This window comes from Aquidulcibacter paucihalophilus, from assembly GCF_002105465.1.
GTDB classification, from domain to species: domain Bacteria; phylum Pseudomonadota; class Alphaproteobacteria; order Caulobacterales; family Aquidulcibacteraceae; genus Aquidulcibacter; species Aquidulcibacter paucihalophilus.
Genome location: NZ_NCSQ01000058.1, coordinates 51565 through 73397, shown reverse-complemented (window position 1 = coordinate 73397; position 21833 = coordinate 51565). Strand labels below are relative to the sequence as shown.

The following is a 21833-nucleotide window of genomic DNA, read 5'->3' as shown; positions in this document are numbered from 1 at the left end:
CATGGAAGCTATGTGTGGACGATATGCTGTGACATTACCGCCTGATGCGATGGCAACCCTCTTCGGGTCTGCTGATCGGCCCAATTTTGCCCCGCGCTGGAATGTGGCCCCAACCCAAATGGCCCCGATGGTGGCAATCGGGCAGGCCGGCGATACACGTATCTTGCAAGCACGCTGGGGCTTACGCCCGGCTTGGATGGCCAAAGACCCACCGACGGGACCCCTGTTTAATGCGCGGGGCGAGACCGTGGCCGACAAGCCCGCCTTCCGCACTGCCTTTGCCCGCAAGCGCTGCCTGATCCCCGCTGATGGCTTTTATGAGTGGAAGCGCGACGGCAAGCAGCGCACACCTTTTTTCATCGCCCGGTCAGATGGTCAGCCCGTGGCTTTTGCTGGCTTGTGGGAGGCTGCCAAGGACGAAGAGGGCGGTCTATTGCTGTCGATGAGCATTGTCACCACCGCTGCCCGTGAGAGCTTTAAAGAGCTGCATGACCGGTTCCCGGTGGTGATAGAGCCCGACCATTGGCGCATGTGGTTGACGGCCAGCACCCCGCCAGAGGTTTTAAAGCAGATGCTGGTCCCGCCCGCTGACGGTGTGATGGTCCCGCGCCAAGTCAGCGACCGCGTCAATAAGGTCAGCCATGATGATGCAGCGTGCCTAGAGCCAGTTGCCTGAAACTTTGGTAGGCTGGGTGGTATTTTGAGGAAGACAAGCTTGCACAAATGGCGTTAGACTTTAACCTAGACGTTTGGAATCGGACCGGATTTTCCAGCCCATCCAACCCTGCGTGCGATATTCGAAAAGCGAGGGAATTGAGATGCGTGGTGAGGCACAACCCCAGTCCGGTCCATCTGATGCGGGTAACCGCCCGAAGATTTCCAAGGAGGTCTGGTTTTTACTGTTTGTGGTTGGCACCGCCTTCATGGCGAGTCGCTATGATTTCCAGCTTTCCACGCTGGCCTTGCCGCAATTCCAGCAGGCTTTTGGCTATGACGACCAGACTTCGATCCTGATCGGTACCCTTGCCAAAGTCGGTGCAATCCCAGCTGTGATGCTGACCTTGATGGCAGACCGGATTGGCCGCAAGCCGCTTTTCCTGATGGCGATCTTGGGCTTTTCAGCTTCCGCGCTGTTGACCGCCGCCGCGCTCAACCCTGTGATGTTGGCGGGTGGGCTTTTTTTTACCCGCCTGTTCACGATGGTCGATGAATTGTTGGCGGTTGTGCTGTTGGCAGAAGCCGCCCCTCCCCAAGCTCGGGCTTGGATGTTGGGCCTCTTGTCCCTGCTGGGTGCCTCTGGCGACGGGGTGGCATTGGCGGTCTATGGCAGTTTTGCCGACCAGTCCGATGCCTGGCGCTTTATGTATGCGGCTGGGGCGGTTCCTGCGCTTTTGTCCATCATTTGGCGTTTGGCACTTCCAGAAAGCGCTGCTTTCCTTGCCGCAAATCAAGCAAAACAAGCCAATCAATTCGAGCTGATCCGCATATATCGACGACCGGTGCTGTTGATTGGGATCGCCTATTTCCTATTCTGGCTGCCGATCTCGCCCGCTTTGTCCTATAATTCGCAATATCTACAATCGGTCGCCAAGTGGGAGCCGAGCCAAGTGGCGCTTGTCTCCTTTGCCGCAGGCATGATTGGTCTTGTTGGAACCTTTTTGGGCGGGCGACTGGCAGACCGATTTGGGCGCAAGCCGGTTGCCATGATTGCGACCCTGATCTGCGTGCTGGGTCTCTCCGGCGTCTATCTCAACAGCACATTTGGCTTTGTCGGTGGGGCGCTCAGCATTGGGTACATGGCGTGGTTTGCTGCCTCGGTAGCGCTGCGGGCAACCATGACAGAGCTTATCCCCACCAAGGCGCGGGCAACCGTTGCTGGCACATCCGAGATTGGCGCCTCAAGCGGTGCGATTTTGGGCGGCAGTTTGGTTGCTTTCCTGATCCCGGTATTGGGCGGCTTGGGCCATGCCTTAATCGCCATCATGCCCATGGTGGTTCTGGCCTTAATCGCAATTATCTGTTTGCCTGAAACCAAAGGTCGCGTGCTTGGTGAAGGCGAAGAGGCCGAAGACACCAAAGCTTAGCGGTCAAGAAAGTCCTTGGCTAAATCGACCGTGCTGTGGTGACCCACCGCCGTGCCGCAGGACTTAGACCAAGCTTGCCAAGCCGCCCGGCCCTGATCGCGCAGGCCAGTCAGAAAATCCCAGTCGGTGTTGAATTTGCTGGCAGCTCCAAGACCTTTCAACGCATCATCAGCCTTGATCGCATGGACCTTCACCGCCCGATAGCGGTCCTTCAATTTGCTGCCCATCTCCTCATCTTCCAGCAGACGCTGGACAAAGGCGATGGCGCGCAATTCGGCAATCAGGCTGGCATTGAAGGTGATCTCGTTCAGCCGGTCCATAATGGCCGCGCTGGTCTTGGGCACGGTGTCGAGGGTTTGGGGGTTGAGGGCGCATAACAGCACATCATCGGGCAGCCCCGCCTCGTAAAAGAGCGGCCACAGCGCCGGATTGGCCATATAGCCGCCATCCCAATAGGCTTCCCCATCGACTTCAACCGCTTGGAACAAATAGGGCAAGCAAGCTGAAGCTAAGGCCACATCGGCGCTAACCTCGTGGGTTCGAAACACTTTTGCCCGCCCACTCTTCACATTGGTGGCAGCGATGAAGAGCTTAAGGGGCGGGTCTTTCACCAGGCTTTCAAAGTCCACCACATCCTGAAGAGTGTCGCGTAATGGGTTGAAATTCCAGGGATTAAACTCGTAGGGGCTGGCGACGCTGGTCAAGGCATCAAACCATTGAAAGCTTGCCGCCTTAAAGAGGCCAAATGGGTCAAAAGCTTTGCGAATGGCATTCAGGCTGACTGGGCTAAAGGGCCCACGCGCAGTGCTGATTTTCTCCCAAAATCGGTTAAGTGCCTCACGCGCACCCAGATTGCCGCCTGTGCGTAGCCCATCGGCGCAGACGACAGCATTCATCGCCCCCGCACTGGTGGCTGTGATGGCGGCAATATCAAACCGGCCTTCTTCCAACAGGCCATCCAAAATCCCCCACGCAAAGGCCCCGTGCGAGCCGCCACCTTGGAGCGCAATATTGAGAGAAGGTTTGCTCATCAAAGCGAGCCCACTTTGCCGGGAGGTTGCGGCCGCGAAAACACCCACATGTCGGGCTGAGAGCTTGTCTCGTCATAGCGATAGCCATCCCGATCAAAGGCCTTGATGCCTTCAGGGTCGATGATCCGATTTTCGATACAGAAGCGGGCCATCGCGCCACGTGCGCGCTTGGCATAAAAGCTCAAAACGCGGGCCTCGCCATCCTTTATCTCTTTAAAATGCGCGGTAATGACGCGCGCCTTCAAAGCCTTTTTCGAGACGGCGCTGAAATATTCGGTGGAAGCGAGGTTCAAGACCGTAGGCGTGGGTTGGCCCGCTAAATCGGCATTGATGGCCTTGGACAGACGGTCACCCCAGAAATCATAGAGGCTTTCCCCACGTTTGGTTTTCAGCCGCGTGCCCATCTCTAGCCGATAGGGCGCGATCACATCGAGCGGGCGCAAGAGGCCATAGAGGCCAGATAGAATACGCACATGATCCTGCGCCCAATGAAGGTCTTCCGCACTTAAATCGCGTGCCTGCAAGCCTTGATAGACGTCCCCATTAAAGGCGAGGGCTGCCTGCAACACCTCCGGTCCCTCCAGTGCCGGGTCAAAAGCTTGAAAGCGCTGATAATTCAGCTCCGCCAAATTGTCCGACAAATGCATCAGCTTCGCGATCTCTGAACGCTTCAGCTTGGCCGTTACTTTGGCAAGGGCGGCAATATCGGCTTCAAGACGCGGCTTGGTAGCCGGAAGCTCTAGCTCGACCGGCGCATAATTTAGGTTTTTAGCAGGGGAGAGAAGAATCAGCATCACTTTAAAATAGGGATGCTTGGGCGAGGGGGCAATGCATGATGCTTGCCCCCTGCAGGGTGCGGATTGGCCTATAGGCCGCTTAGAAAGCGCGCTTACCCGTGATGGTTTCACCAAACATCTTGAAGTCGCCCATCAGGCTCCAAGCGGGATAGGTAAAGGTGGCGGGCTTATTCTTTTCAAAGAAGAAATGGCCAACCCAAGCAAAGCCATAGCCGACAATGGGGGCTGCGACCAAATATTCAAACCCGCCGACGACGCCCCACAGGACGACATTGAGCAAACACAGACAAACCAGGCCCGTGCCCACAATATGAAGGCGGCGGCTGATCACATTTTGGTGCTCAGACAGATAAAAGGGGTAAAACTCCTCAAAGCTCGCAAAGCGGGCAGGGGTGGAGTTTGGTGCTTCGGTCGAAGTGGTGGTGGCGTGTTCGTCGGTCATGCTGTGCATGTGTGGTGGCCCGCCCAGAAGCGCAAGGGCCCACTCGGCTATTTGGGGAAAAATTTTTATTGGGATCTGCCCCTAAACCTTCTGCCGCACCACACGCACCGCACAGCCCAGTGCCGCCTCAATCGGGACAAGAGCCTCGGGGGCGAGTTTGCCGACACCGGCATTGGCGGCAACCAAGGTGAAGCGGCCAAAGGCGGCAGCGGGCTGATAGATCAGCGCGTTCAGATTGGTTTGCCCGCCGCAACAGGCTGCCACTACGGCCAAATCCTCAAACTCGGCCTCCGCCGCCTGATCCATTGCGCCTTCCCACCAAGCTTGCGCATCCTTCCTGCAGAGCGGGCAGGTGATGGCCTCAAAGGCCTCGCCTGCATCTATGAAGCGCACATCGTCAAACATGTCATAGGTGACTTCCTGCGCGCGCGGCAGCAGGGCCTCGAGCGCGTCGGCCCCTGCTTCGGCTTGCGCCTCGCTGGGCACATAGGTGGGATCGGTCGGGATGAGGATCAGAAAGTCCAGCGATTTCATCTAGCTGGCCATCGCCGCTTTCACGGCGTCTAAACCAGCTGCGGCGGTATCCGCCGTCGGCGCACCCCCTTGGGCAAAGTCAGGCTTGCCGCCACCGCCTTGCCCGCCCATCGCCGCCACGGCCACTTTGACGAGATCAACCGCGCTGACGCTGGCGACCGTGCTGGCCACAGCGATCGCGGCTTTGCCGTCGGCTGCAGCAACATAGGCCACAACCCCAGTGCCCAGCTTTTGGATTGCCTCGTTGACCATGGGGCGCAAGTCCTTTGCCCCGATCCCATCGAGAATGCGGGCGTCGAGCTTGATGCCCTTGATCTCTTCAATCGCCGCTGCGGCACCACCGCCGCCACCGAGAGCCAGTTTTTGCTTAGCGTCGGTCAGTTCTTTTTCCAGCCGCTTACGCTCTGCAATCATGGCTTCGATCCGCGCGGGCAGGTCGGGCAATTGGGCTTTCAAGGGTTCTGCCGCGGCACGCGCAATGGCGGCTTCGGCTTTCAGGTGATCCAGCGCAGCTTGGCCCGTGGCGGCTTCAATCCGGCGCACGCCTGCAGCCACGGCGCCTTCTGAGACGATCACAAAGCTTCCAATATCGCCCGTGCGGCTGACGTGGGTGCCGCCGCACAATTCGACCGAATAGGACTTGGGCGCGTGATCGAGTTTGCGACCCATGGCCAGCACGCGCACTTCATCGCCATATTTTTCGCCAAACAGCGCCATCGCGCCTTCGGCAATGGCTTCATCTGGCGTCATCAAACGCGTGGAGGCTTCGGTATTTTGCCGCACGACCGCATTGACCTCAGCCTCAATGGCATCAATTTCTGCCCGCGACAGGCCAGCGCCATGGGCAAAGTCAAAGCGCAAGCGGTCTGCTTCCACCAGCGAGCCCTTCTGCGTCACATGCGGGCCCAAGACGTTTTGCAGCGCCGCATGCATTAAGTGTGTGGCGCTGTGGTTGGCGCGGATGGCATTGCGGCGGGCGGTATCGATGGACAAGAGCGCCGCATCGCCCACTTTGATCGCGCCATCTACCAATTTGCCTTTATGGCCATGGATGGCCCCGGCACGCTTCAAAGTATCTTCGACTTCGAAAACGGCACCATTATCAAAGCGGATCACACCGTGATCCCCAGCTTGACCACCACTTTCGGCATAGAAGGGGGTTTGGTTGAAGACGAGCTCGCCGCTGTCACCTTTAGCCAGCGCATCAACTTTAGCACCGCCCACAATGATAGCGGCCAACTGGCCACTGGCTTCGCTTTGGCTATAGCCCAAGAATTCGCTGCCGCCTTGTTCATCCTTCAAGGTCAACCAAATGGCATCAGTCCCCGCTTCGCCACTGCCAGCCCAAGCGGCCCGTGCCAAAGCCTTTTGCTCGTCCATAGCGGCATGAAAGCCTGCCATATCGACGCCGATCCCGCGTGCACGCAGCACGTCTTGGGTCAGGTCCACCGGGAAGCCATAGGTGTCGTAGAGCTGGAAGGCTGCCTTGCCTGGCAATTCTTGGCCTTTGGATAGCCCCGCACTTTCTTCCTCCAGCAAGGACAGACCGCGACCCAAAGTACGGCGGAAGCGCACTTCTTCCTGCTCTAGGGTTGAGGTGATGAAAGCTTCTGCGCGGCGCAGTTCTGAATAAGCGCCACCCATTTCTTGGATCAGAACTGGGGCCAAGCGGTGCAGCAATGGCTCACTCGCACCCAGCATATGCGCATGGCGCATGGCACGGCGCATGATGCGGCGCAGCACATAGCCGCGTCCTTCATTCGAAGGCGTAACCCCATCGGCGATCAGGAAGCTGGAGGCGCGAATATGGTCGGCAATCACCCGGTGGCTGGCGCGTTTATCGCCTTCTGCCTTCACCCCGGTCAGGTTTTCAGATGCGGCAATCAAGGTCTTGAACAGGTCGATGTCATAATTGTCGTGTACGCCCTGTAGGACGGCCGACACCCGCTCTAGCCCCATGCCAGTGTCGATGCTGGGTTTTGGTAGGCTGGTTTGGCTGCCATCGGCATGGCGCTCAAACTGCATGAAGACGAGGTTCCAAATCTCAATCCAGCGATCACCATCTTCTTCGGCACTGCCCGGCACACCACCCCAAATGTGGTCGCCATGATCATAGAAGATTTCGCTGCAGGGCCCGCAAGGGCCCGTATCGCCCATTGACCAGAAGTTATCGCTGGTGGGGATGGAGATGATGCGGTCATCAGAAAGGCCTGCAATCTTGCGCCATAGTGCGCGCGCCTCGTCATCGGTGTGATAGACGGTCACGATCAGTTTGGCCGGATTAATGCCAAAGTCCTTGGTCAATAACTCCCACGCATGGCTGATGGCATCTTCTTTGAAATAATCGCCGAACGAAAAATTGCCCAGCATTTCAAAGAAAGTATGGTGGCGCGCCGTATAGCCGACATTGTCGAGGTCATTGTGCTTACCACCCGCGCGGACGCACTTTTGGCTCGTCACCGCACGTGGCGGTTGCGGCGGGTTTTCGGCCCCTGTGAACACGTTCTTGAACTGCACCATCCCGGCATTGGTGAACATCAAGGTCGGGTCATTATGCGGCACCAACGGGCTTGAGGCCATGATTGTATGACCCTTGGATTTGAAAAAGTCCAAAAACGCGGTCCGAATGTCGTTAACGCTAGCCATAACTTCCCGTCCAGGCACCTGACGTGCCGCTTAGAATTGTGTTGGCAAATCTATAGGCAGCCATGGCCGCAACGCCAAGTGGCTTGCGGGATGGATTGCAGGGGGCGGGGTGGTGTCGCCAATCCTCACAATGTGAAGTTGGAGAACCATTCGATGTGATATAATACCGGGGGGTCACGACTCGTATTAGCCGATTTTGCGTGAAAGTTTTCCGAATGAAACGACATCGGCGGGTTTTGCTAGCTGGACTATTTGTTGTTGCCTTCGTGATTGCTCTCTGGACGATTCAAGGCGGGACCAAGCAAGAAGCAGTTGATGCGTCACTAGTGCCAAAGGTTGCCGCCGCCCAAAAAGACTGCCAACGCAAAGAACGGGTCTTTTCAGAAGCGTCCGCTTGTGAAATCTCACCAAGTGGTCTTTCGCAAATGCAAGAATTGTGCGCGCAGACACTCATTCAGCAACGAGCAAGCACGCTAAAGCGTAAGTCTTCAGAGAGCTTTCTGCAGGAAATTGGAATTTGCCAGTTTCGCTATGGCGATCCAATTGGTGAGGACGCTGGGTGGTCGCTCTTAACATATGACGTTCAGTTCGGGGCTGGCATGGGACCAAGCTACAATATTTCAGAGCCCAGTCTGCCTGCATCGACACTTGGTCAAAAATGCGAAAAATTTGGCGAAATTAGCTTTTCATGCAAGTTCGAGAACGATGGCAAGTGTTCTAGCGTCGTCGTCAATGAGAAGAAGAATTTTACCGGGTTCGAGTGCATGGATGATGTGCAATACTGAAAAGCCTTTGGTGGCACCCACTCAAATAGTCCGGTGTGCCTCGCCGACATGGAGCAGGCATTGCAAGAGTTCGCTGTGTGAGCCTAGCCGAAAGTGCTATTGAACAAACTGGGCTTTCGTTGCCCAAAGCAGCAACAAACTCACTTCCATGTACGATATTTGTAGCTATATTGTAGCTACAAATATCTGATTGGACGTTAATCATGGCTAGCGATCAAGTTGTGCGGGCGCGCATCAGCGCAGATCTGAAGCAAGAAGCGACAGAAGTTCTCGAAAAAATGGGGCTGTCGGTTTCGGACGCCATCCGCATGATGCTGGTGCGAGTCGCGGCTGAACGGGCTTTGCCTTTTGACGTGAAGGTCCCCAATCAGGCTACGCAAGCGGCCATGGATGAGGCGCGAGCCGGGAAGGGCAAGCGCTTTGAGCGCGTCGACGACTTAATGAATTATCTGAACAGCGCCGACGACTAACCCAGCCCTAACCCTCATACACAATCTTGCCGTCGACCATGGTGAGGACGGTTTTGGCGTCGAGAATGTCGGCGGGCTTGGCGGCCATGAAATCGCGCGAGAAGACGCTGATGCTGGCGGCTTGGCCGACGGCTAGTGTGCCCCGGCGGCGCTCGGCGCCCACGGCATAGGCGGCAGAACGGGTGAACATGGTAAGGGCTTGCTGTCGGGATACGCGCTCTTCCAATCCCCAATCCGGGCCGACATAGCCCGTGAGCGCATGGCGATAAATCGCGGCATAGAATTCAATGCGCGGATCGCCTTGTTCAACTGGCGCGTCAGAGCCGCCGCAAACAACAGCACCCGTCTTCAATAGGCTTGTCCAAGCATAGGCTCCTTTAAGGCGGTCTGGACCCAATCGCGCGGGGGCAAAGAACAGGTCGCCAATGGCATGGGATGGCTGCATGGACGCGATCACGCCCAGTTTCGCAAAACGCGGCATATCGGGTGGCGAGACCACTTGCGCATGCTCAATCCGCCAGCGGCGATTGGTTCTGGCAGGGCCCAAGACGCGTTCAAACCAGTCCAGACTTTGCCGATTGCCGCGGTCACCAATGGCATGCATGGCCACTTGTGCGCCGGACTTTTTGGCCCGCTCCAGCACGGCTAGGACTTGGGTTTCTGGTGTCAACAACAGGCCTTCTGAATCCGGTGCATCGGCATAGGGTGCAAGCAGGGCTGCCCCGCGAGAGCCTAAGGCCCCGTCGGAATAGATTTTCACCCCGCGCGTGCCAATCCGCCCCGTGGCATCGACGCTCGGCCCGCGTGACAAAACCTCGGTGGCAAAGGGGATGTCGAGATAATTATCGACCCGCAATTGAACCTCACCAGAAAGCGCTAGCGCTTTCAAAGCGATCAAATCCTCACCCGATACGCTCATATTATGCAGGCCCGTCCAACCGCGTGAGGCATAAAGGCGGTCTGCTTTAACCAAGGCTTGGCGGATCATGTCTGACGTTGCCGTTGGCATCCGGCTTTCTACGAGAGCTTGGGCATTATCAATCAGCATGCCAGTTGGCTCGCCCGAGGCATCTTTCAAGATTTGCCCGCCAGCAGGGCTTTGCGTGCTTGCATCAATCCCGGCAAGTCTCAGCAAGGCCGTATTTGCCAAAGCGGCATGGCCATCAGAACGACCCAAAAGCAAAGGCCTGTCTGGCACAATCGCATCCACATCGTGGCGGGTCGGGAAACGGCCTTCGGGCCAATGGGTTTCAATCCAGCCACGCCCGGCTATTGGCCCCGTTGGATTTTGGACCACCCAAGCAGCAAGCTTGGCCTGAAGCTCCCCAATGGATTTGACGCTATCAAGGTTTAAGGTCATTTCGCGCAAGCCAATACCCGTCATATGGGCGTGGCTGTCGACGAGGCCCGGTAGAGCGGCTGCCCCGGCCAGATCAATCTCCTTGGCACGCGGCAGGGCGGCGCGAACCGTGCGCAAGCTGCCGACAGCCACAATTGTGCTCCCCTCAATCGCAACGGCCTGCGCGGGGGCTTGACCCGCCACGCCTGTATAGATGGGGCCGCCTGTTAAGATCGTTCGAGTGGAGGGGGGTGAGGCCAAAACTGGACCGCCCAATAGGCTCGCCGACCCAAGTGCCAATAGATCGCGACGATTCATACCCATTCTCCCTCTCCGAAAGATGGAGAGTCAGGCACATAGGCTTGGCTGTCAATCGCTGAGGGGGGTCCACCCACAGCCAAAGTCCTGCGCCCTAATGATACCCGCGGACGGGCTTTGGAGTTGCAAGTGCGGGTAAAGGTGCGACGGAAATACCGTCCTCAATCAGCTCTTTGGCTTCTTTGGCCGTCGCTTGGCCATAGACGAGACGCTCTTCTGTCTCGCCTTTATGCATCGCGCGCACTTCTTTGGCAAAGGCGTCGCCAACATAATCGTAATTCTTCTCGATATGTTCCTTCCAGCCATGGAAGAAGGCTTTGACAGGTTCTGGCAAGCTCAAAGTATCCGGAGCATTGGTCAGCGGCACGGGCGTCTCAGTCCCAGCAGGTGGGGCAGGGCGGGCAGATTTTGACAACAGGACTGCCGGGGCCATTGGTGCTTTCTCAACGGCCTTTGAGCCACATAAGGGGCATTCAACCAAGCCGCGTTCGACTTGGGTTTCATAGCCTGAGATGGAATCAAACCAGGCCTCCCAATCATGGGCCCGATCACAGCGAAGCGCATATTTAATCATGGGCTTTGATAGTCACGGTCATGGGTCAAACAAGGAATTTTCTCACGGGCGCTACCAACGCGCTCGAGATCGAGTTCGGCAAACAACACAGCCAGATTATCGTGAGGAAGTTCACCAATGATTTCACCCCATGGGGAAACAATCAGACTGTGGCCAAAAGTGGCGCGGCCATCCTCGTGATTACCACCTTGGGCGGCGGCCAGAATGAAAGCACCCGTCTCAATCGCGCGGGCACGCAACAAAGTATGCCAATGCGCTTTGCCGGTGGGGGCAGTAAAGGCTGCGGGTACCGCGATAATTTGGGCCCCGGCTTTTGCCAAATCCCGATACAAATGCGGGAAGCGCACATCATAGCAAATGGTCAGGCCCAAAGTACCAAAGTCTGTTTCCACGACGACGGCTTTGTCGCCCGGCTCATAGGCTTGGCTTTCGCGCGTTTCTTGCCCGGCACCCAAATTCACATCAAAGAGATGGATCTTGTCATAGGTGGCCAAAAGGCTGCCGTCCGGGCCAAACAAATGGCTGCGATTGGCTGCTTTGCCGCTGCGTCGCTTTAATAGGGCCGAGCCAATCAGCAGATGCACCCCATGGGCCTTGGCTTGTTCGCCATACCAATCCAGCGCCTCTGGCTCATCCTCAAAAAGGGCCGCTTCATCAAAGCGGGCCCGGTCGCGTTGTAGGATATTGGTGCCTTCGGGTGTCACGATCAGCTTGGCCCCAGCCTTGGCGGCGCGGGTCAGTAAGGGTTCAAGCTGCGCGCGCGCGGCATCCAAGCGTGCCGGCGTGCGCAATTGGAGGAGCGCGACCTTAACCAAGGCTAGGCGCTCAACAAGGGATCGAGACCACCCTTGGCCTCGAGTGCCATCAAGTCATCGCAGCCACCAATATGGGTTCCGCCGATGAAGATCTGTGGAAACGTGTTGCGCCCGGATAATTCATTCATCTTGGCGCGGACCTCCGGGTTGGAAGCGGCTTCGATATTGGTGATATCGGCACCCTTCTTTTCCAAGAGAGCTAAGGCCCGCTCGCAATAGGGGCAAAAATACTTGGTATAGATGGTGACTGCTGCCATGGGACCGATCCTAAAAAATTGTGGTTCGCATCTTTGTCATATAGAGATGATTAGCCTGATTTGGAGCCCCTACCATGACCCAATCTTACACTTCAGCGACCGTTCCTGCTGATCAGCCCCCTAGTCATGCGCATATGTTGGGTCAAATCCTCCTCGAAGAGGGTGGATTTGCACGACTTTCTGCGAAGGACCAAGCTTTGGTGTGCGCCATTGCGCACCGCGTTCACAGCACGCAGGATGCAAACGAAGCATTTGAGCTGCAAACTACCTTTGGTCAGAAGCTGGCAGACCGGGTCGCGGAGGTCGGCGGTTCGTGGGGTTTTGTGATCGGTTTTTGTGTTTTTCTAGTCATCTGGGCGCTGTTGAACTTGGTCATTTTGCACGGCCAAGCCCGCTTTGATCCCTATCCTTTCATCTTCTTGAACTTGATCCTGTCGATGCTGGCAGCCATCCAAGCGCCCATCATCATGATGGCCCAAAACCGCCAGGCCGAGAAAGATCGCCTGACCACCCGCATGGATTATGAGGTCAATGTGAAGGCCGAGCATGAAATTGCCCTGTTGCGCCAACATATCACCCAGCTACATGACAAACTCGACCGCCATTTGGCCCAAACGACTTAGAGGCTGAATTTATGCGAATTGTTTCAGGGCGGTGGAAAGGGAAGGCCTTGGTTGCGCCTGCCGGGGATGCAACAAGGCCGACCTCGGATCGGGCGCGTCAAGCTATTTTCAATATTTTGGAGCACGCCCCATGGTCGTCCGGCCTAGCTGGGGCGAAGGTGCTGGATTTGTTTGCTGGAACAGGCGGGCTGGGCTTGGAGGCCTTATCACGCGGCGCGGCGCATTGTTTGTTCGTCGATACTGACCCTGCGGCGAGGGCGGCACTTGCCACCAATATTGAGGCTTGTTCGGCCCAAGGCATAAGCCGCATTTGGAAGCGTGATGCGACGGATTTGGGGGCGATGCCAGCGTCAGCCAATGGCCCTTTTGATCTGGTGTTTCTCGATCCGCCCTATGCCAAAGGTTTTGATTTGGCAGCCCTTAAAGGCTTGCGGCAGGGGTGGTTACATGATGGCGCGCTCATCATGCTGGAGCGCGGTCGAGGCGAGGTGCCACTTCAGGCTGAGGGCTATGAAACGATTGATAGCCGTAGCTATGGCGCAGCCGAAGTGTCCTTTTTGAAGCCGGTTTAGCGCGCGTTTAGGCGACTTGATCTTGACCAAACAGGCCACCGCCAGCACGCGGGCGACGGGCTTTGGCGAGGATTTTGTCCAAGGCTGCAACCGCACGGTCTGTCATGGTTTCGATGATTTCGACATCAAGATAGAGGTCCCCAGCTGGGCGGCCATTGGTAGCGGGCAAACCGCGGCCAGCAACCAAAAGGCGGTCACCGTCTTGGGTATCCTTGGGCACATTGAGGCGCAAACGACCCATGGGCGTTTCGATCTCAACGCCACCGCCAGATTTAGCCTGCGCAGCCGACAGAGTCAGCGTGGTCACGATGTTACCACCATCAATCTCAAAACCGTCGGTGTCTTCAATGCGGATCACGCAGGCCACATCCGTCTTGCCGATGCGGGCAATGATGCGGTCGCCAGAACGAGCACCAGCCGGGACACGGACACTGGCTTTGCCAAGTGGGCAGGAGCCTTTGACCGAACCGCCACGGGCGGCGATCCAGACTGAAACTTCAAGATCAATTTCCGTCATGCGACCAGCGCGCGGGCTGCCGACGCGGCCAATATCCGCCGAAGCCGCACCCAAGGTGATGACGCGGTAAGCTTCACGGGCCTCTTCAAAACGTTGTCGTGCCTGAGGGTCCGAATTCACATCGGGGTGGCAGGATTTGGCGACAGCATGAAACGCGGCCTTGGCGGCACGAGGATCAGCATTGGGCTCTAGCCCGAGGATGGCATAGGGTGAAGACATGGGTCAGACCATCGTCTCGGCACGGTTAACGACGTGTAAATTCAATCGTTAAATTTCACCTTTTAACGCGTGATTTCTGCAGGCAGGGCAGCGCAATTTTTCAACTCCCCGTGAGATCCATTTGAGGTCGCGAGTTGGCGATTGGCAGGCGCTGCACTACATAGCATGGATGACCTCCAACACCCTGATCCCCCCGACCCCGTCTGAGGCCGAATATCAAGCCGCGGCTGTGGATAGCGTGCCTGTGCTTGACCCTGGTTCTGACCCATTCGAGCTGTTTGGTACATGGCTGAAAGAGGCCAAGGAAACGGAGATAAATGATCCCAATGCGATGGCATTGGCAACGTCGGACACGACGGGTCTGCCGGATGTGCGCATGGTGCTTTTGAAGGATTTTGACCAACAAGGGTTTGTTTTTTATACCAATCTGGAAAGCTACAAGGGCCAGCAATTGGCTGAGAATCCCCAAGCCGCGCTCTGCTTTCATTGGAAAAGCCTACGTCGGCAAGTGCGCGTCCGGGGCGCGATTACTTCGGTCAGCCAAGAAGAGGCCGACGCCTATTTTGCCTCACGCGCCCGCGATAGCCGCATTGGCGCTTGGGCGAGTACGCAATCGCGTCCCTTAGAAGACCGCTTTGCATTGGAGAAGAGAGTGGCGAGCTACGCCTTGAAGTTCGGCATTGGTGAAGTCCCCCGTCCGGACTTTTGGTCAGGCTTTCGCCTGGTGCCCACACGGATTGAGTTCTGGCGCGACCGTCCATTTCGCTTGCATGATCGGTTAGAGTTTATGCGGGCCGATGCTTCGGCAACATGGTCCACTTCCAAGCTTTATCCGTAGAGCGATCAACCCTTTTTCGTTTCAGAGAGTTTCAATCATGCGTGCAGATCAAATGGCCTTTCTGGTCACAGGGGCTTCGACCGGCATTGGTAGGGCAATTGCTGACCGGCTGGTGGCCCAAGGCCATTATGTATTTGCCTCAGTTCGTAAACAGGCCGACGCCGAGGCCCTAAATGCTGCTTTTGGTGCCAATGGCCAAGCTGTGCTGTTTGATGTCTCGGACCTCGATGCCATTGAAGCTGCCGCGCAGACCATTGGTGATGCACTCGCAGGTCGCACGCTCGCAGGTCTTGTGAACAATGCCGGGATCGCGCTGCCGGGGCCTGCCTTGATCCAGCCCTTGGACGAGATCGAGCAAGTGATGAATATTAATTTCATGGGTGTGGTCCGCTGTTGCCGTGTCTTTGCGCCACTTTTGGGCGCTGACCCAAGCCGGACCGGGCCCAAGGGTCGGATCGTGAATATCACATCGGTCTCGGGCAAATTCGGCTATCCATTCACTGCCGCGTATGTGGCCGCCAAACACGCCGTTGAAGGCTTCTCTGACAGCCTCCGGCGGGAGCTTTTGTTGGTTGGTATTGATGTGATTGTGGTAGGCCCAGGTGCAGTCAAGACGCCGATATGGGAGAAGGGGGCAGCAGTCGGGGGCAATAAATATCGTGACACGATTTGGGGTAAGCCTCTCGAGCGCTTGACCCAATCCTTGGCCGCCATGGACCAAGAAGGCCTTGACGTCAGCGTGGTTGCCAATTTGGTGGAAGAGGCACTCACGACATCCAAGCCCAAAACCCGCTACGCGCCTGTTCCCAATAAGCTTGTGAATTGGTGGCTTGCCCGCTTCCTACCTCCGCGCATGGTTGACCGCGTCGTGGGCAAAAACCTATCGCTTCTGCCTTAGGCAGGGTAGGCACATCAAAGGCCCCATTTGGGGGATTTGGGAATTGTGATGTCTAAGGTGCGCTCCAGAAATTCAATTTCAGAGCGTGTGATCTTGGTCTGATCGCCATAATTCTCGATTGACGCGAAAGTTTTGTTCTCTGAATTGAAGAGGAAGCGCACGGGCTTGTCTGCGCCAGTTTCATCCACCAGTGAGCCGGGAAGCAGTCTCTCGCTGCATCCCATTTGGATGAAGAGGGCGATGACGTCTGCCCAGGTCGGAAGATGGCCACTCCCAAATGGATGGGCCGCCATCTAGGCAACTTTGGCGAATGTAATATCCAAAGGAGGGGCAGTTTTGCCAATAAGCACAGGGTCCTTCGCTTGGACAGGGATTGAGGCGCGCAGCATAGCCTTGAATTTATCTGGCGCAGGCTTGATTCCGTCCAAAGGTGCGCGATCCAAGGCTGCACCGATTGCGATGGTTTTGGCCACAGCGTCTGAAAAAGCTTGCGGCAGCAGATCAAAAGAGTCTGCACGTGCGAGAATATCATATTCAACCCCTTGGGCCAGCCATACGTCTGCCTCTTGGTAGGCGATAACATGAAGTTTAATCTCGTCGCTCATGAGACGTTTCTCAAATCCTTGGCTCTGCACCAACCTCAACCGCTTTCACGCTTTTTTAGTCTGCGCTTTGCAGCCGAAAGGTCAAGGCTAATTTGATCAAACATACAAGATGCGTGGTTTTGTGGGATACATATCTTAAATAAGCATGAAATTTGTTCGTCTGTAAACCGAAAATGTACCGCACTGGTGCCGACATACCTTAATCAACAGCCTTGTGATGATGCGCTGGCCCTTGGCTAGTTGACGTGGGCGCTTCAAGCCTTAGGAAGGGCCAAAATCGGCCATTTACCGCAACTGGCCGGCGCACCTGCCGCCTTTCGGCGAGCCAAAAATTTGGGAGAAAATTATGCTCGGTTTAATGCAAAATTGGCCACTGACCGTCGATAAGATTATGGATCATGCCGCGATCAATCATGGCCGCCGTGAGGTTGTGACGCGCTCAGTCGAGGGGCCAATCGTTCGCACGACTTATGGAGAGATTAATACCCGCGCAAAAAAAGTCTCCAATGCATTGCTGGCTGAAGGGATTAAGTTGGGCGACCGGGTTGCGACTTTGGCGTGGAACTCTGGCCGCCACATGGAAATTTGGTATGGCGCCATGGGCTTGGGCGTTGTGCTGCACACTTTGAACCCACGCCTATTCCCGGAGCAATTGGTCTATATCGTCAATCACGCCGAAGATAAGATCATCTTCACCGACTTGACCTTCCTGCCCATTCTCGAGGCCCTGAAGGATAAGTTGAGCCCTGTGACGCGCTATGTCGTCCTGACCGATAAGGATCATATGCCTGCCTGCACTCTAAAGGGTGCAATCGACTATGAAACCTGGATTGAAGGCCATAGCGTGGAAGCCAAATGGGGCGGGTTTGACGAAAATACTGCTGCCGGCCTCTGCTACACTTCGGGTACGACGGGCAATCCAAAGGGCGTCCTCTATTCGCACCGCTCCAATGTATTGCACACGCTTTTAACCATGCAGAAGGACGTGATGGGCCTGGGTGCCCGCGACGTGATCTTGCCCGTGGTGCCGATGTTCCACGCCAATGCGTGGGGTGTGGCGTTGTCGGCTCCGGCTGCGGGCGCCAAGATGGTGATGCCAGGCGCTAAAATGGACGGTGCGTCCATTTATGAATTGCTGGAAACCGAAAGCGTGACTTTCTCGGCAGCCGTCCCAACCGTTTGGATGATGTTGCTGCAACATTTGGAAGCCACTAATTCCAAACTCACGACCTTAAAGAAAGTCGCCATCGGCGGTTCGGCCGTGCCAGAGCGCATCATGCGTCTGTTTGAAGAAAAATATGGTGTCGAAGTGTTGCATGCTTGGGGCATGACCGAGACCTCGCCACTCGGCACATTGGGCTCGCTCGGCCCCGATTCCGACGGTATGACCCATGATGAAAAGATCAAGACCAAGCTGAAGCAAGGCCGTCCGCCATTTGGTGTTGAAATCAAGATCATGCGTGATGGTGTTGAGGCCCCGCGCGATGGAGAGACCTTCGGCAATCTGGTGGTGCGCGGTGCTGCCATTGCGGCAGGCTATTTCAAAGGCGAGGGCGGCAATATCCTCGATCAGGATGGGTTCTTTGATACCGGCGATGTGGCCACAATTGATCAAGCGGGTTTCATGCAGATTACCGACCGCGCGAAAGACGTGATCAAGTCGGGCGGCGAATGGATCAGCTCCATCGATGTTGAAAACGTTGCCGTTGGGGCCCCTGGCGTTGCGGTTGCTGCCGTCATCGGCAAGTATCACCCCAAGTGGGATGAGCGTCCGCTTTTGATTATCGAGCCAGCCAAAGGGGCGTCCCCCAGCAAGGAAGAGGTCCTCGCCTATCTTGATGGCAAAATCGCCAAATGGTGGATGCCCGACGACGTCCAATTTGTGGAGGCCATCCCATTGGGCGCAACCGGCAAGATCAACAAATTGGCTTTGCGCGAAACCTTCGCCAATTACGATCTGCCCACCGCAAAGGCTTCCTAAGCACAGCCAGAAGGGTCAGAACCACGGGGGTTCTGGCCCTTCCTACCTTTACCTCGGATCAGGGGCACTCTAACGTGGGTGGGATAGGTCGCCGTCTCGGCGGCCCCGCTGCCTGTAGGAGGATAAAATGGCTGAGGCGCAATCCCGTTTTGCAAAAGCCCGCAACATCGTTTTGATGATTGGCGTGGCCTTGGCCATTTTCGTGCCCATCTGGTTTATGGTGGCAGCCCTTGGCACCAAATTTGGTCTCTGGCCTTGGACCATTGGCCTAGTGAAGATGATTGGCGGCATGGGCGTGCCGCTGATTGGCATTCTGATCGTCTTGACCTTTATCACCAGCCTCTTGGTTGTCTTCATTAAACCCCGTGCCGGCTTTGCCGCTTTAGGCTTTATGTGGGTGGTTGCGCTGGGTGCCGCGGGCATGGCGTTTTCTGCAATTTCTGCGGCGCGCGCCGTGCCGCCTATTCATGACATCTCAACCAACACCGCCAATCCCTTGACTTTTTCTGACAAAGTGATGGCAGCACGCGGGCCAAAATCCAATCCGATTATGGCCCCCAAGGATGCAACCGTGCCTTTCAATAAGGCCCGTCTTTCGCCTTGGTCTGGCCGGTCCTTGGATCAGATTCAGGCCGAAGCCTATCCCGCGGTCCAAACGCTTAAACTTGCCACCACCCCATCCGCAGAAGCCTATAAAAAGGCAGAGGCTGCCATGAAGGCCAAGGGTTGGACACTGGTGACACAAGATCCCGCCAAGCTCCGGCTTGAGGCAAGCGTCGAGAGCTTTTGGTTCGGCTTTAAGGATGATGTGGTTCTGGTCGTGACCCCCGATGGTGCCGGCTCTTCTATCGATATGCGCTCTGTCAGCCGGGTTGGCATTTCCGATTTAGGTGCCAATGCTAAACGCATTCAGGCTTTGTTGGCGGCCGTGAAGGGGTAATTCGGGTGCAGTTTGTCTCCAAATTACACATCGGTAATTGACTCCTTTTCCGCTTGGTGAGATCACCGAAACTATGAAACTCACTTCTGTTCTTTGTGCATCTTTGATTGCTGCGGCAGCCTGTGGCGCAGCGACAACCAGCTTTGCAGCGACAGCGAGCAAAGCGACCACTGCAGCCGCTAAGGCAGGCGAAGCATCCGAAGTACCTGTAGCGGGTGCATCTGCCAGCGCATCGGCATCAGACCGTCCCGTGGATGTCGTCGTTGTATGGGGATTTAGAGTGCGGGCGCAGAGCTTTGATGAGCGTAGCCCGCCCTTGGTCGCTGGCTATAGCGAATTAATTAAAAAGCCAGAATGCGAAACCAAGGTTTGCGGCTATGTGGTCTTCCACGACGGTGTAAAATGGCGCTATACCAACATCTTGGCGGGTGAAGAAGACCATTTGCGCGAACTTCAGGCCAATTTGGAATATGACCGCCAAACCTTGGTGATTGTCCATCCCAACGGCGAAAAGCGCACGATTCCCAATTTCTAGGCCAATCAGGCTAAATGGAAGCTGGACTCCATCGAGGGGGCACCGTCGCAGGTGACGCGGCCGATTTTGACCAAACGGCTTATATGCGCCATGACCGAGTGGCAGGCCGCTGGCCAGAGTCTTTGGTCGACTGCAGCATACATGACCGGCACCATATCTTTGACCTTGTTTTGGCCAGAAGCTAAGCAGGCCAGGATTTGATCTTCCCGATCAAGACGGTGGTCGCGATAGGCCGCGACAAATGGGCCAGGATCCGTGATTGGCGGCCCGTGCGTGGGCCAAATGGTGGCAAATTGACGTGCCGCAATTTTTTCGAGGCTCGTCAGATAGGCATCCATATCGCCATCGGGTGGGCTGATGACCGTCGTCGACCAACCCATAATATGGTCGCCAGAGAAGAGGCAATTTTCTTCAAGCAAGGCATAGCACATATGGCCTGAGGTATGCCCTGGTGTCGCAATCGCCTCAATCGTCCAGCCATCGCCTTCGATCAAGGTGCCGTCATGCAGCGCGGAATCGGGCCGGAAGCGCGTATCGTCGCCCGCCTCAAGTCGAACTTCAGACTCGGTCGGCAAGGGGACCTCCCCTGATGCCAGGACCGAACATCCTGCCCATCGTGCTAAGGGGTGAGCTAAAGGGCTGTGATCCATATGCGAATGCGTGACAAGGACATGGCTGATCGTCTCGCCTTCCAACGCTTGTTTCAATGCTTCAAAATGGTCGGCTAAATCGGGACCTGGATCAAGGACACAAACATCACCATGGCCGATGATATAAACGCCTGTCCCCGTAAACGTGAAAGGTCCCGGATTATTGGCAATCACCCGCCGGATAAGCGGGCTCACCTGTTCGACACGTCCATACTCAAATTTGAAGTCGCGGACAAAAGGAATCGCAACAGCCATTATATGCCTCCACCAGCACGCAACCGGACCTTCTCGCAGCTTAGTTTCAAGGCGGACGCCAGAATACAAGTGCTCTTTAGTTTATCTGATAGGGGTAGCGCGATTGGCGGGCCCATGTCGGTGCGATTCGCATCCACGATATAGATCAAGCCACTGGTTCGGTCGCGCAAAATGTCCAGCCCGCCCCAATCCAAGCGCAAAAGCTTACAAAAGTGCTTGATGGACGCGATCTCATCGGGTGAGAAAATCTCATCCACGCTGCGTAACCAGCACTGGCTATTGTCATTGGAGAAGCGGACCTGTTCGGGCCGGCGCTTGATATAGACCAAAGCGGGTTGGCCATTGACGGTAGGGGTCCGTAAATCCTCCATCAAGCCGTCGTCGCCGCGATTATCAATCAGCTTCTGATAGACTTTGCCGGGCTTTGGCTCGCACGGTAGCGTGACGATACGCCCATCATGAACGCCATTTGCTTCACCCTTTTCAACGGCAAATCCCTCGTGCTGGCGCGGGTCTAGCGCTAAGCTGTAGCCAAAAGCTTCTTCAAAGGCCGCCGCCACGCGTGATTTGCTTAGATCATGGGCATCGAAGTTCCAGCGCGCGACACCATCATTGGGCAAAGCGACGGGTTCGCTGTGGGTTTTGTCTTCAAAATGCATCCAGACATGAGGCGTCTCCCCGGGCTGAGCGGCCCGACCGCCTGTTAAATACAGGCTCGGCCAAATCAAATACCAGGGTCGCGCGGGATCAGGAGCAAATCCAATCAGCGGGCCGTCCTTTGGCCGCGGACTGAGCACAACGCGAACGAAATAAACACACCAGTGGAAAATCTCACTCAAATGTGCGGCATCAAATGGCACACGCGCACCAGTTTTGCGCACGGTGACGCCGGTCCAACTCCACTCAAAATCACGCAAGAGATTTGTCAAGATAAACAGGCCTTTGGCAGACAGAGACGGTGCAGAGACTGAACACGCTTCAGCCTTAAGCGATTCGACTTCATACACGTAACCATCCGCTCAAATTGTGACAGGGTCTTGGCATCAGGATACGCCCCTCTTGTTACAGCGGTTACACCGCTGTCGAATGAGGCTGCAGCTGACCTGAA

Annotated in this window: 25 protein-coding genes; 11 read left to right on the top strand and 14 right to left on the bottom strand. The window is 56.2% G+C overall.

The features are described 5' to 3' along the window. Nucleotide 1 precedes the first annotated feature (1 nt). Nucleotides 2–676: an SOS response-associated peptidase gene (locus B7364_RS04895; RefSeq protein ID WP_085338811.1), complete on the top strand. Its 675-nt coding sequence runs from the start codon at nt 2–4 to the stop codon at nt 674–676. A 142-nt stretch (nt 677–818) separates the two neighbouring features. Continuing rightward, entirely contained in the window at nt 819–2084 is a 1266-nt protein-coding gene (locus B7364_RS04890) for an MFS transporter (RefSeq protein WP_085338810.1), read from the top strand. Here the strand turns inward: B7364_RS04890 and B7364_RS04885 are convergent. The 5 genes from B7364_RS04885 to alaS all read right to left on the bottom strand — a co-directional run bounded on the left by B7364_RS04885 (nt 2081) and on the right by alaS (nt 7534). Then, nucleotides 2081–3115 (bottom strand): patatin-like phospholipase family protein, encoded by a 1035-nt coding sequence (locus tag B7364_RS04885; RefSeq protein ID WP_085338809.1) that lies wholly within the window; start codon nt 3113–3115, stop codon nt 2081–2083. The two genes, B7364_RS04890 and B7364_RS04885, sit on opposite strands and share 4 nt — an antisense overlap. After that, nucleotides 3115–3909: a peroxide stress protein YaaA gene (gene yaaA, locus B7364_RS04880; protein WP_085338808.1), complete on the bottom strand. Its 795-nt coding sequence runs from the start codon at nt 3907–3909 to the stop codon at nt 3115–3117. Before yaaA ends, B7364_RS04885 begins: the two co-directional genes overlap by 1 nt. An 82-nt stretch (nt 3910–3991) precedes the next feature. Further along, on the bottom strand, nt 3992–4354 hold the full coding sequence (locus tag B7364_RS04875) for an Mpo1-like protein (protein WP_106407560.1): 363 nt from the start codon (nt 4352–4354) through the stop codon (nt 3992–3994). Between the two features lie 81 nt (nt 4355–4435). Further along, on the bottom strand, nt 4436–4888 hold the full coding sequence (locus B7364_RS04870; RefSeq protein ID WP_085338806.1) for a hypothetical protein: 453 nt from the start codon (nt 4886–4888) through the stop codon (nt 4436–4438). Beyond that, nucleotides 4889–7534, bottom strand: a complete 2646-nt coding sequence (gene alaS / locus B7364_RS04865) for an alanine--tRNA ligase (protein WP_085338805.1) — start codon at nt 7532–7534, stop codon at nt 4889–4891. It lies immediately after the preceding gene. Nucleotides 7535–7749: 215 nt separating this feature from the next. Between alaS and B7364_RS04860 the strand changes: the two genes are divergently transcribed. Together B7364_RS04860 and B7364_RS04855 are read left to right on the top strand one after the other, a co-directional pair. Then, the gene (locus B7364_RS04860; RefSeq protein WP_085338804.1) at nt 7750–8319 is read left to right on the top strand and encodes a hypothetical protein; all 570 of its coding nucleotides are present in this window, start codon (nt 7750–7752) and stop codon (nt 8317–8319) included. A gap of 203 nt (nt 8320–8522) precedes the next feature. Beyond that, entirely contained in the window at nt 8523–8789 is a 267-nt protein-coding gene (locus B7364_RS04855) for a type II toxin-antitoxin system RelB/DinJ family antitoxin (RefSeq protein WP_085338803.1), read from the top strand. Nucleotides 8790–8796: 7 nt separating this feature from the next. Here B7364_RS04855 and B7364_RS04850 read toward each other — a convergent pair whose 3' ends face one another. The 4 genes from B7364_RS04850 to grxC form a co-directional block, all read right to left on the bottom strand. Then, a complete protein-coding gene (locus B7364_RS04850) occupies nt 8797–10446 on the bottom strand; it encodes an amidohydrolase (protein ID WP_085338802.1) in 1650 nt (549 codons plus the stop codon). Between the two features lie 94 nt (nt 10447–10540). Next, complete coding sequence (locus tag B7364_RS04845) at nt 10541–11020, bottom strand: DUF1178 family protein (protein ID WP_085338801.1); 480 nt, start codon at nt 11018–11020, stop codon at nt 10541–10543. Further along, nucleotides 11017–11835: a carbon-nitrogen hydrolase family protein gene (locus B7364_RS04840; RefSeq protein ID WP_085338800.1), complete on the bottom strand. Its 819-nt coding sequence runs from the start codon at nt 11833–11835 to the stop codon at nt 11017–11019. The genes B7364_RS04845 and B7364_RS04840 overlap by 4 nt, the downstream gene beginning before the upstream one ends. Before the next feature lie 2 nt (nt 11836–11837). Further along, a complete protein-coding gene (grxC, locus tag B7364_RS04835) occupies nt 11838–12092 on the bottom strand; it encodes a glutaredoxin 3 (protein WP_085338799.1) in 255 nt (84 codons plus the stop codon). Between the two features lie 74 nt (nt 12093–12166). Here grxC and B7364_RS04830 point away from each other — a divergent pair, with 74 nt between their 5' ends. After that, the gene (locus tag B7364_RS04830) at nt 12167–12715 is read left to right on the top strand and encodes a DUF1003 domain-containing protein (RefSeq protein WP_232780811.1); all 549 of its coding nucleotides are present in this window, start codon (nt 12167–12169) and stop codon (nt 12713–12715) included. Between the two features lie 11 nt (nt 12716–12726). Beyond that, on the top strand, nt 12727–13287 hold the full coding sequence (gene rsmD, locus B7364_RS04825) for a 16S rRNA (guanine(966)-N(2))-methyltransferase RsmD (protein WP_085338798.1): 561 nt from the start codon (nt 12727–12729) through the stop codon (nt 13285–13287). A 7-nt stretch (nt 13288–13294) separates the two neighbouring features. Here rsmD and B7364_RS04820 read toward each other — a convergent pair whose 3' ends face one another. Continuing rightward, nucleotides 13295–14023: a DnaJ C-terminal domain-containing protein gene (locus B7364_RS04820; RefSeq protein WP_085338797.1), complete on the bottom strand. Its 729-nt coding sequence runs from the start codon at nt 14021–14023 to the stop codon at nt 13295–13297. Between the two features lie 169 nt (nt 14024–14192). On the opposite strand from B7364_RS04820, the gene pdxH reads away from it, so the two are divergent. Further along, nucleotides 14193–14861, top strand: coding sequence for a pyridoxamine 5'-phosphate oxidase (gene pdxH / locus B7364_RS04815; RefSeq protein WP_085338796.1), 669 nt, complete (start codon nt 14193–14195; stop codon nt 14859–14861). Between the two features lie 37 nt (nt 14862–14898). Then, nucleotides 14899–15759, top strand: a complete 861-nt coding sequence (locus tag B7364_RS04810; RefSeq protein ID WP_198534039.1) for an SDR family NAD(P)-dependent oxidoreductase — start codon at nt 14899–14901, stop codon at nt 15757–15759. A 14-nt stretch (nt 15760–15773) separates the two neighbouring features. Here B7364_RS04810 and B7364_RS04805 read toward each other — a convergent pair whose 3' ends face one another. Both B7364_RS04805 and B7364_RS04800 read right to left on the bottom strand, forming a co-directional pair. After that, complete coding sequence (locus B7364_RS04805; protein ID WP_085338795.1) at nt 15774–16052, bottom strand: hypothetical protein; 279 nt, start codon at nt 16050–16052, stop codon at nt 15774–15776. After that, nucleotides 16053–16364, bottom strand: coding sequence for a hypothetical protein (locus tag B7364_RS04800; protein WP_085338794.1), 312 nt, complete (start codon nt 16362–16364; stop codon nt 16053–16055). A gap of 346 nt (nt 16365–16710) precedes the next feature. Here B7364_RS04800 and B7364_RS04795 point away from each other — a divergent pair, with 346 nt between their 5' ends. The 3 genes from B7364_RS04795 (at nt 16711) to B7364_RS04785 (ending at nt 19820) form a co-directional block, all read left to right on the top strand. Further along, nucleotides 16711–18345, top strand: a complete 1635-nt coding sequence (locus B7364_RS04795) for a long-chain-fatty-acid--CoA ligase (RefSeq protein ID WP_085338793.1) — start codon at nt 16711–16713, stop codon at nt 18343–18345. A 127-nt stretch (nt 18346–18472) separates the two neighbouring features. Beyond that, a complete protein-coding gene (locus B7364_RS04790) occupies nt 18473–19285 on the top strand; it encodes a DUF1499 domain-containing protein (protein ID WP_085338792.1) in 813 nt (270 codons plus the stop codon). A 73-nt stretch (nt 19286–19358) separates the two neighbouring features. Then, a complete protein-coding gene (locus tag B7364_RS04785; protein ID WP_085338791.1) occupies nt 19359–19820 on the top strand; it encodes a hypothetical protein in 462 nt (153 codons plus the stop codon). Between the two features lie 5 nt (nt 19821–19825). Here B7364_RS04785 and B7364_RS04780 read toward each other — a convergent pair whose 3' ends face one another. Together B7364_RS04780 and B7364_RS04775 are read right to left on the bottom strand one after the other, a co-directional pair. Beyond that, nucleotides 19826–20725 carry an MBL fold metallo-hydrolase gene (locus tag B7364_RS04780; RefSeq protein WP_085338790.1) on the bottom strand — a complete coding sequence of 300 codons (900 nt, stop codon included), beginning with the start codon at nt 20723–20725 and terminating at the stop codon, nt 19826–19828. Continuing rightward, complete coding sequence (locus B7364_RS04775) at nt 20725–21732, bottom strand: hypothetical protein (RefSeq protein ID WP_198534038.1); 1008 nt, start codon at nt 21730–21732, stop codon at nt 20725–20727. Before B7364_RS04775 ends, B7364_RS04780 begins: the two co-directional genes overlap by 1 nt. Nucleotides 21733–21833: the final 101 nt, after the last annotated feature.

Excerpts from the sequence above, each read along its gene's own strand:
- B7364_RS04860 (WP_085338804.1), top strand. The coding sequence starts at position 7,750 with ATGAAACGACATCGGCGGGTTTTGCTAGCTGGACTATTTGTTGTTGCC.
- B7364_RS04885 (WP_085338809.1), bottom strand. The coding sequence starts at position 3,115 with ATGAGCAAACCTTCTCTCAATATTGCGCTCCAAGGTGGCGGCTCGCAC.
- B7364_RS04830 (WP_232780811.1), top strand. The coding sequence starts at position 12,167 with ATGACCCAATCTTACACTTCAGCGACCGTTCCTGCTGATCAGCCCCCT.
- pdxH (WP_085338796.1), top strand. The coding sequence starts at position 14,193 with ATGACCTCCAACACCCTGATCCCCCCGACCCCGTCTGAGGCCGAATAT.
- B7364_RS04870 (WP_085338806.1), bottom strand. The coding sequence starts at position 4,888 with ATGAAATCGCTGGACTTTCTGATCCTCATCCCGACCGATCCCACCTAT.
- B7364_RS04805 (WP_085338795.1), bottom strand. The coding sequence starts at position 16,052 with ATGGCGGCCCATCCATTTGGGAGTGGCCATCTTCCGACCTGGGCAGAC.
- rsmD (WP_085338798.1), top strand. The coding sequence starts at position 12,727 with ATGCGAATTGTTTCAGGGCGGTGGAAAGGGAAGGCCTTGGTTGCGCCT.
- B7364_RS04855 (WP_085338803.1), top strand. The coding sequence starts at position 8,523 with ATGGCTAGCGATCAAGTTGTGCGGGCGCGCATCAGCGCAGATCTGAAG.
- B7364_RS04820 (WP_085338797.1), bottom strand. The coding sequence starts at position 14,023 with ATGTCTTCACCCTATGCCATCCTCGGGCTAGAGCCCAATGCTGATCCT.
- B7364_RS04810 (WP_198534039.1), top strand. The coding sequence starts at position 14,899 with ATGCGTGCAGATCAAATGGCCTTTCTGGTCACAGGGGCTTCGACCGGC.
- B7364_RS04850 (WP_085338802.1), bottom strand. The coding sequence starts at position 10,446 with ATGAATCGTCGCGATCTATTGGCACTTGGGTCGGCGAGCCTATTGGGC.
- B7364_RS04895 (WP_085338811.1), top strand. The coding sequence starts at position 2 with ATGGAAGCTATGTGTGGACGATATGCTGTGACATTACCGCCTGATGCG.
- B7364_RS04800 (WP_085338794.1), bottom strand. The coding sequence starts at position 16,364 with ATGAGCGACGAGATTAAACTTCATGTTATCGCCTACCAAGAGGCAGAC.
- B7364_RS04790 (WP_085338792.1), top strand. The coding sequence starts at position 18,473 with ATGGCTGAGGCGCAATCCCGTTTTGCAAAAGCCCGCAACATCGTTTTG.
- B7364_RS04795 (WP_085338793.1), top strand. The coding sequence starts at position 16,711 with ATGCTCGGTTTAATGCAAAATTGGCCACTGACCGTCGATAAGATTATG.
- grxC (WP_085338799.1), bottom strand. The coding sequence starts at position 12,092 with ATGGCAGCAGTCACCATCTATACCAAGTATTTTTGCCCCTATTGCGAG.
- yaaA (WP_085338808.1), bottom strand. The coding sequence starts at position 3,909 with ATGCTGATTCTTCTCTCCCCTGCTAAAAACCTAAATTATGCGCCGGTC.
- B7364_RS04785 (WP_085338791.1), top strand. The coding sequence starts at position 19,359 with ATGAAACTCACTTCTGTTCTTTGTGCATCTTTGATTGCTGCGGCAGCC.
- B7364_RS04780 (WP_085338790.1), bottom strand. The coding sequence starts at position 20,725 with ATGGCTGTTGCGATTCCTTTTGTCCGCGACTTCAAATTTGAGTATGGA.
- alaS (WP_085338805.1), bottom strand. The coding sequence starts at position 7,534 with ATGGCTAGCGTTAACGACATTCGGACCGCGTTTTTGGACTTTTTCAAA.
- B7364_RS04845 (WP_085338801.1), bottom strand. The coding sequence starts at position 11,020 with ATGATTAAATATGCGCTTCGCTGTGATCGGGCCCATGATTGGGAGGCC.
- B7364_RS04890 (WP_085338810.1), top strand. The coding sequence starts at position 819 with ATGCGTGGTGAGGCACAACCCCAGTCCGGTCCATCTGATGCGGGTAAC.
- B7364_RS04875 (WP_106407560.1), bottom strand. The coding sequence starts at position 4,354 with ATGACCGACGAACACGCCACCACCACTTCGACCGAAGCACCAAACTCC.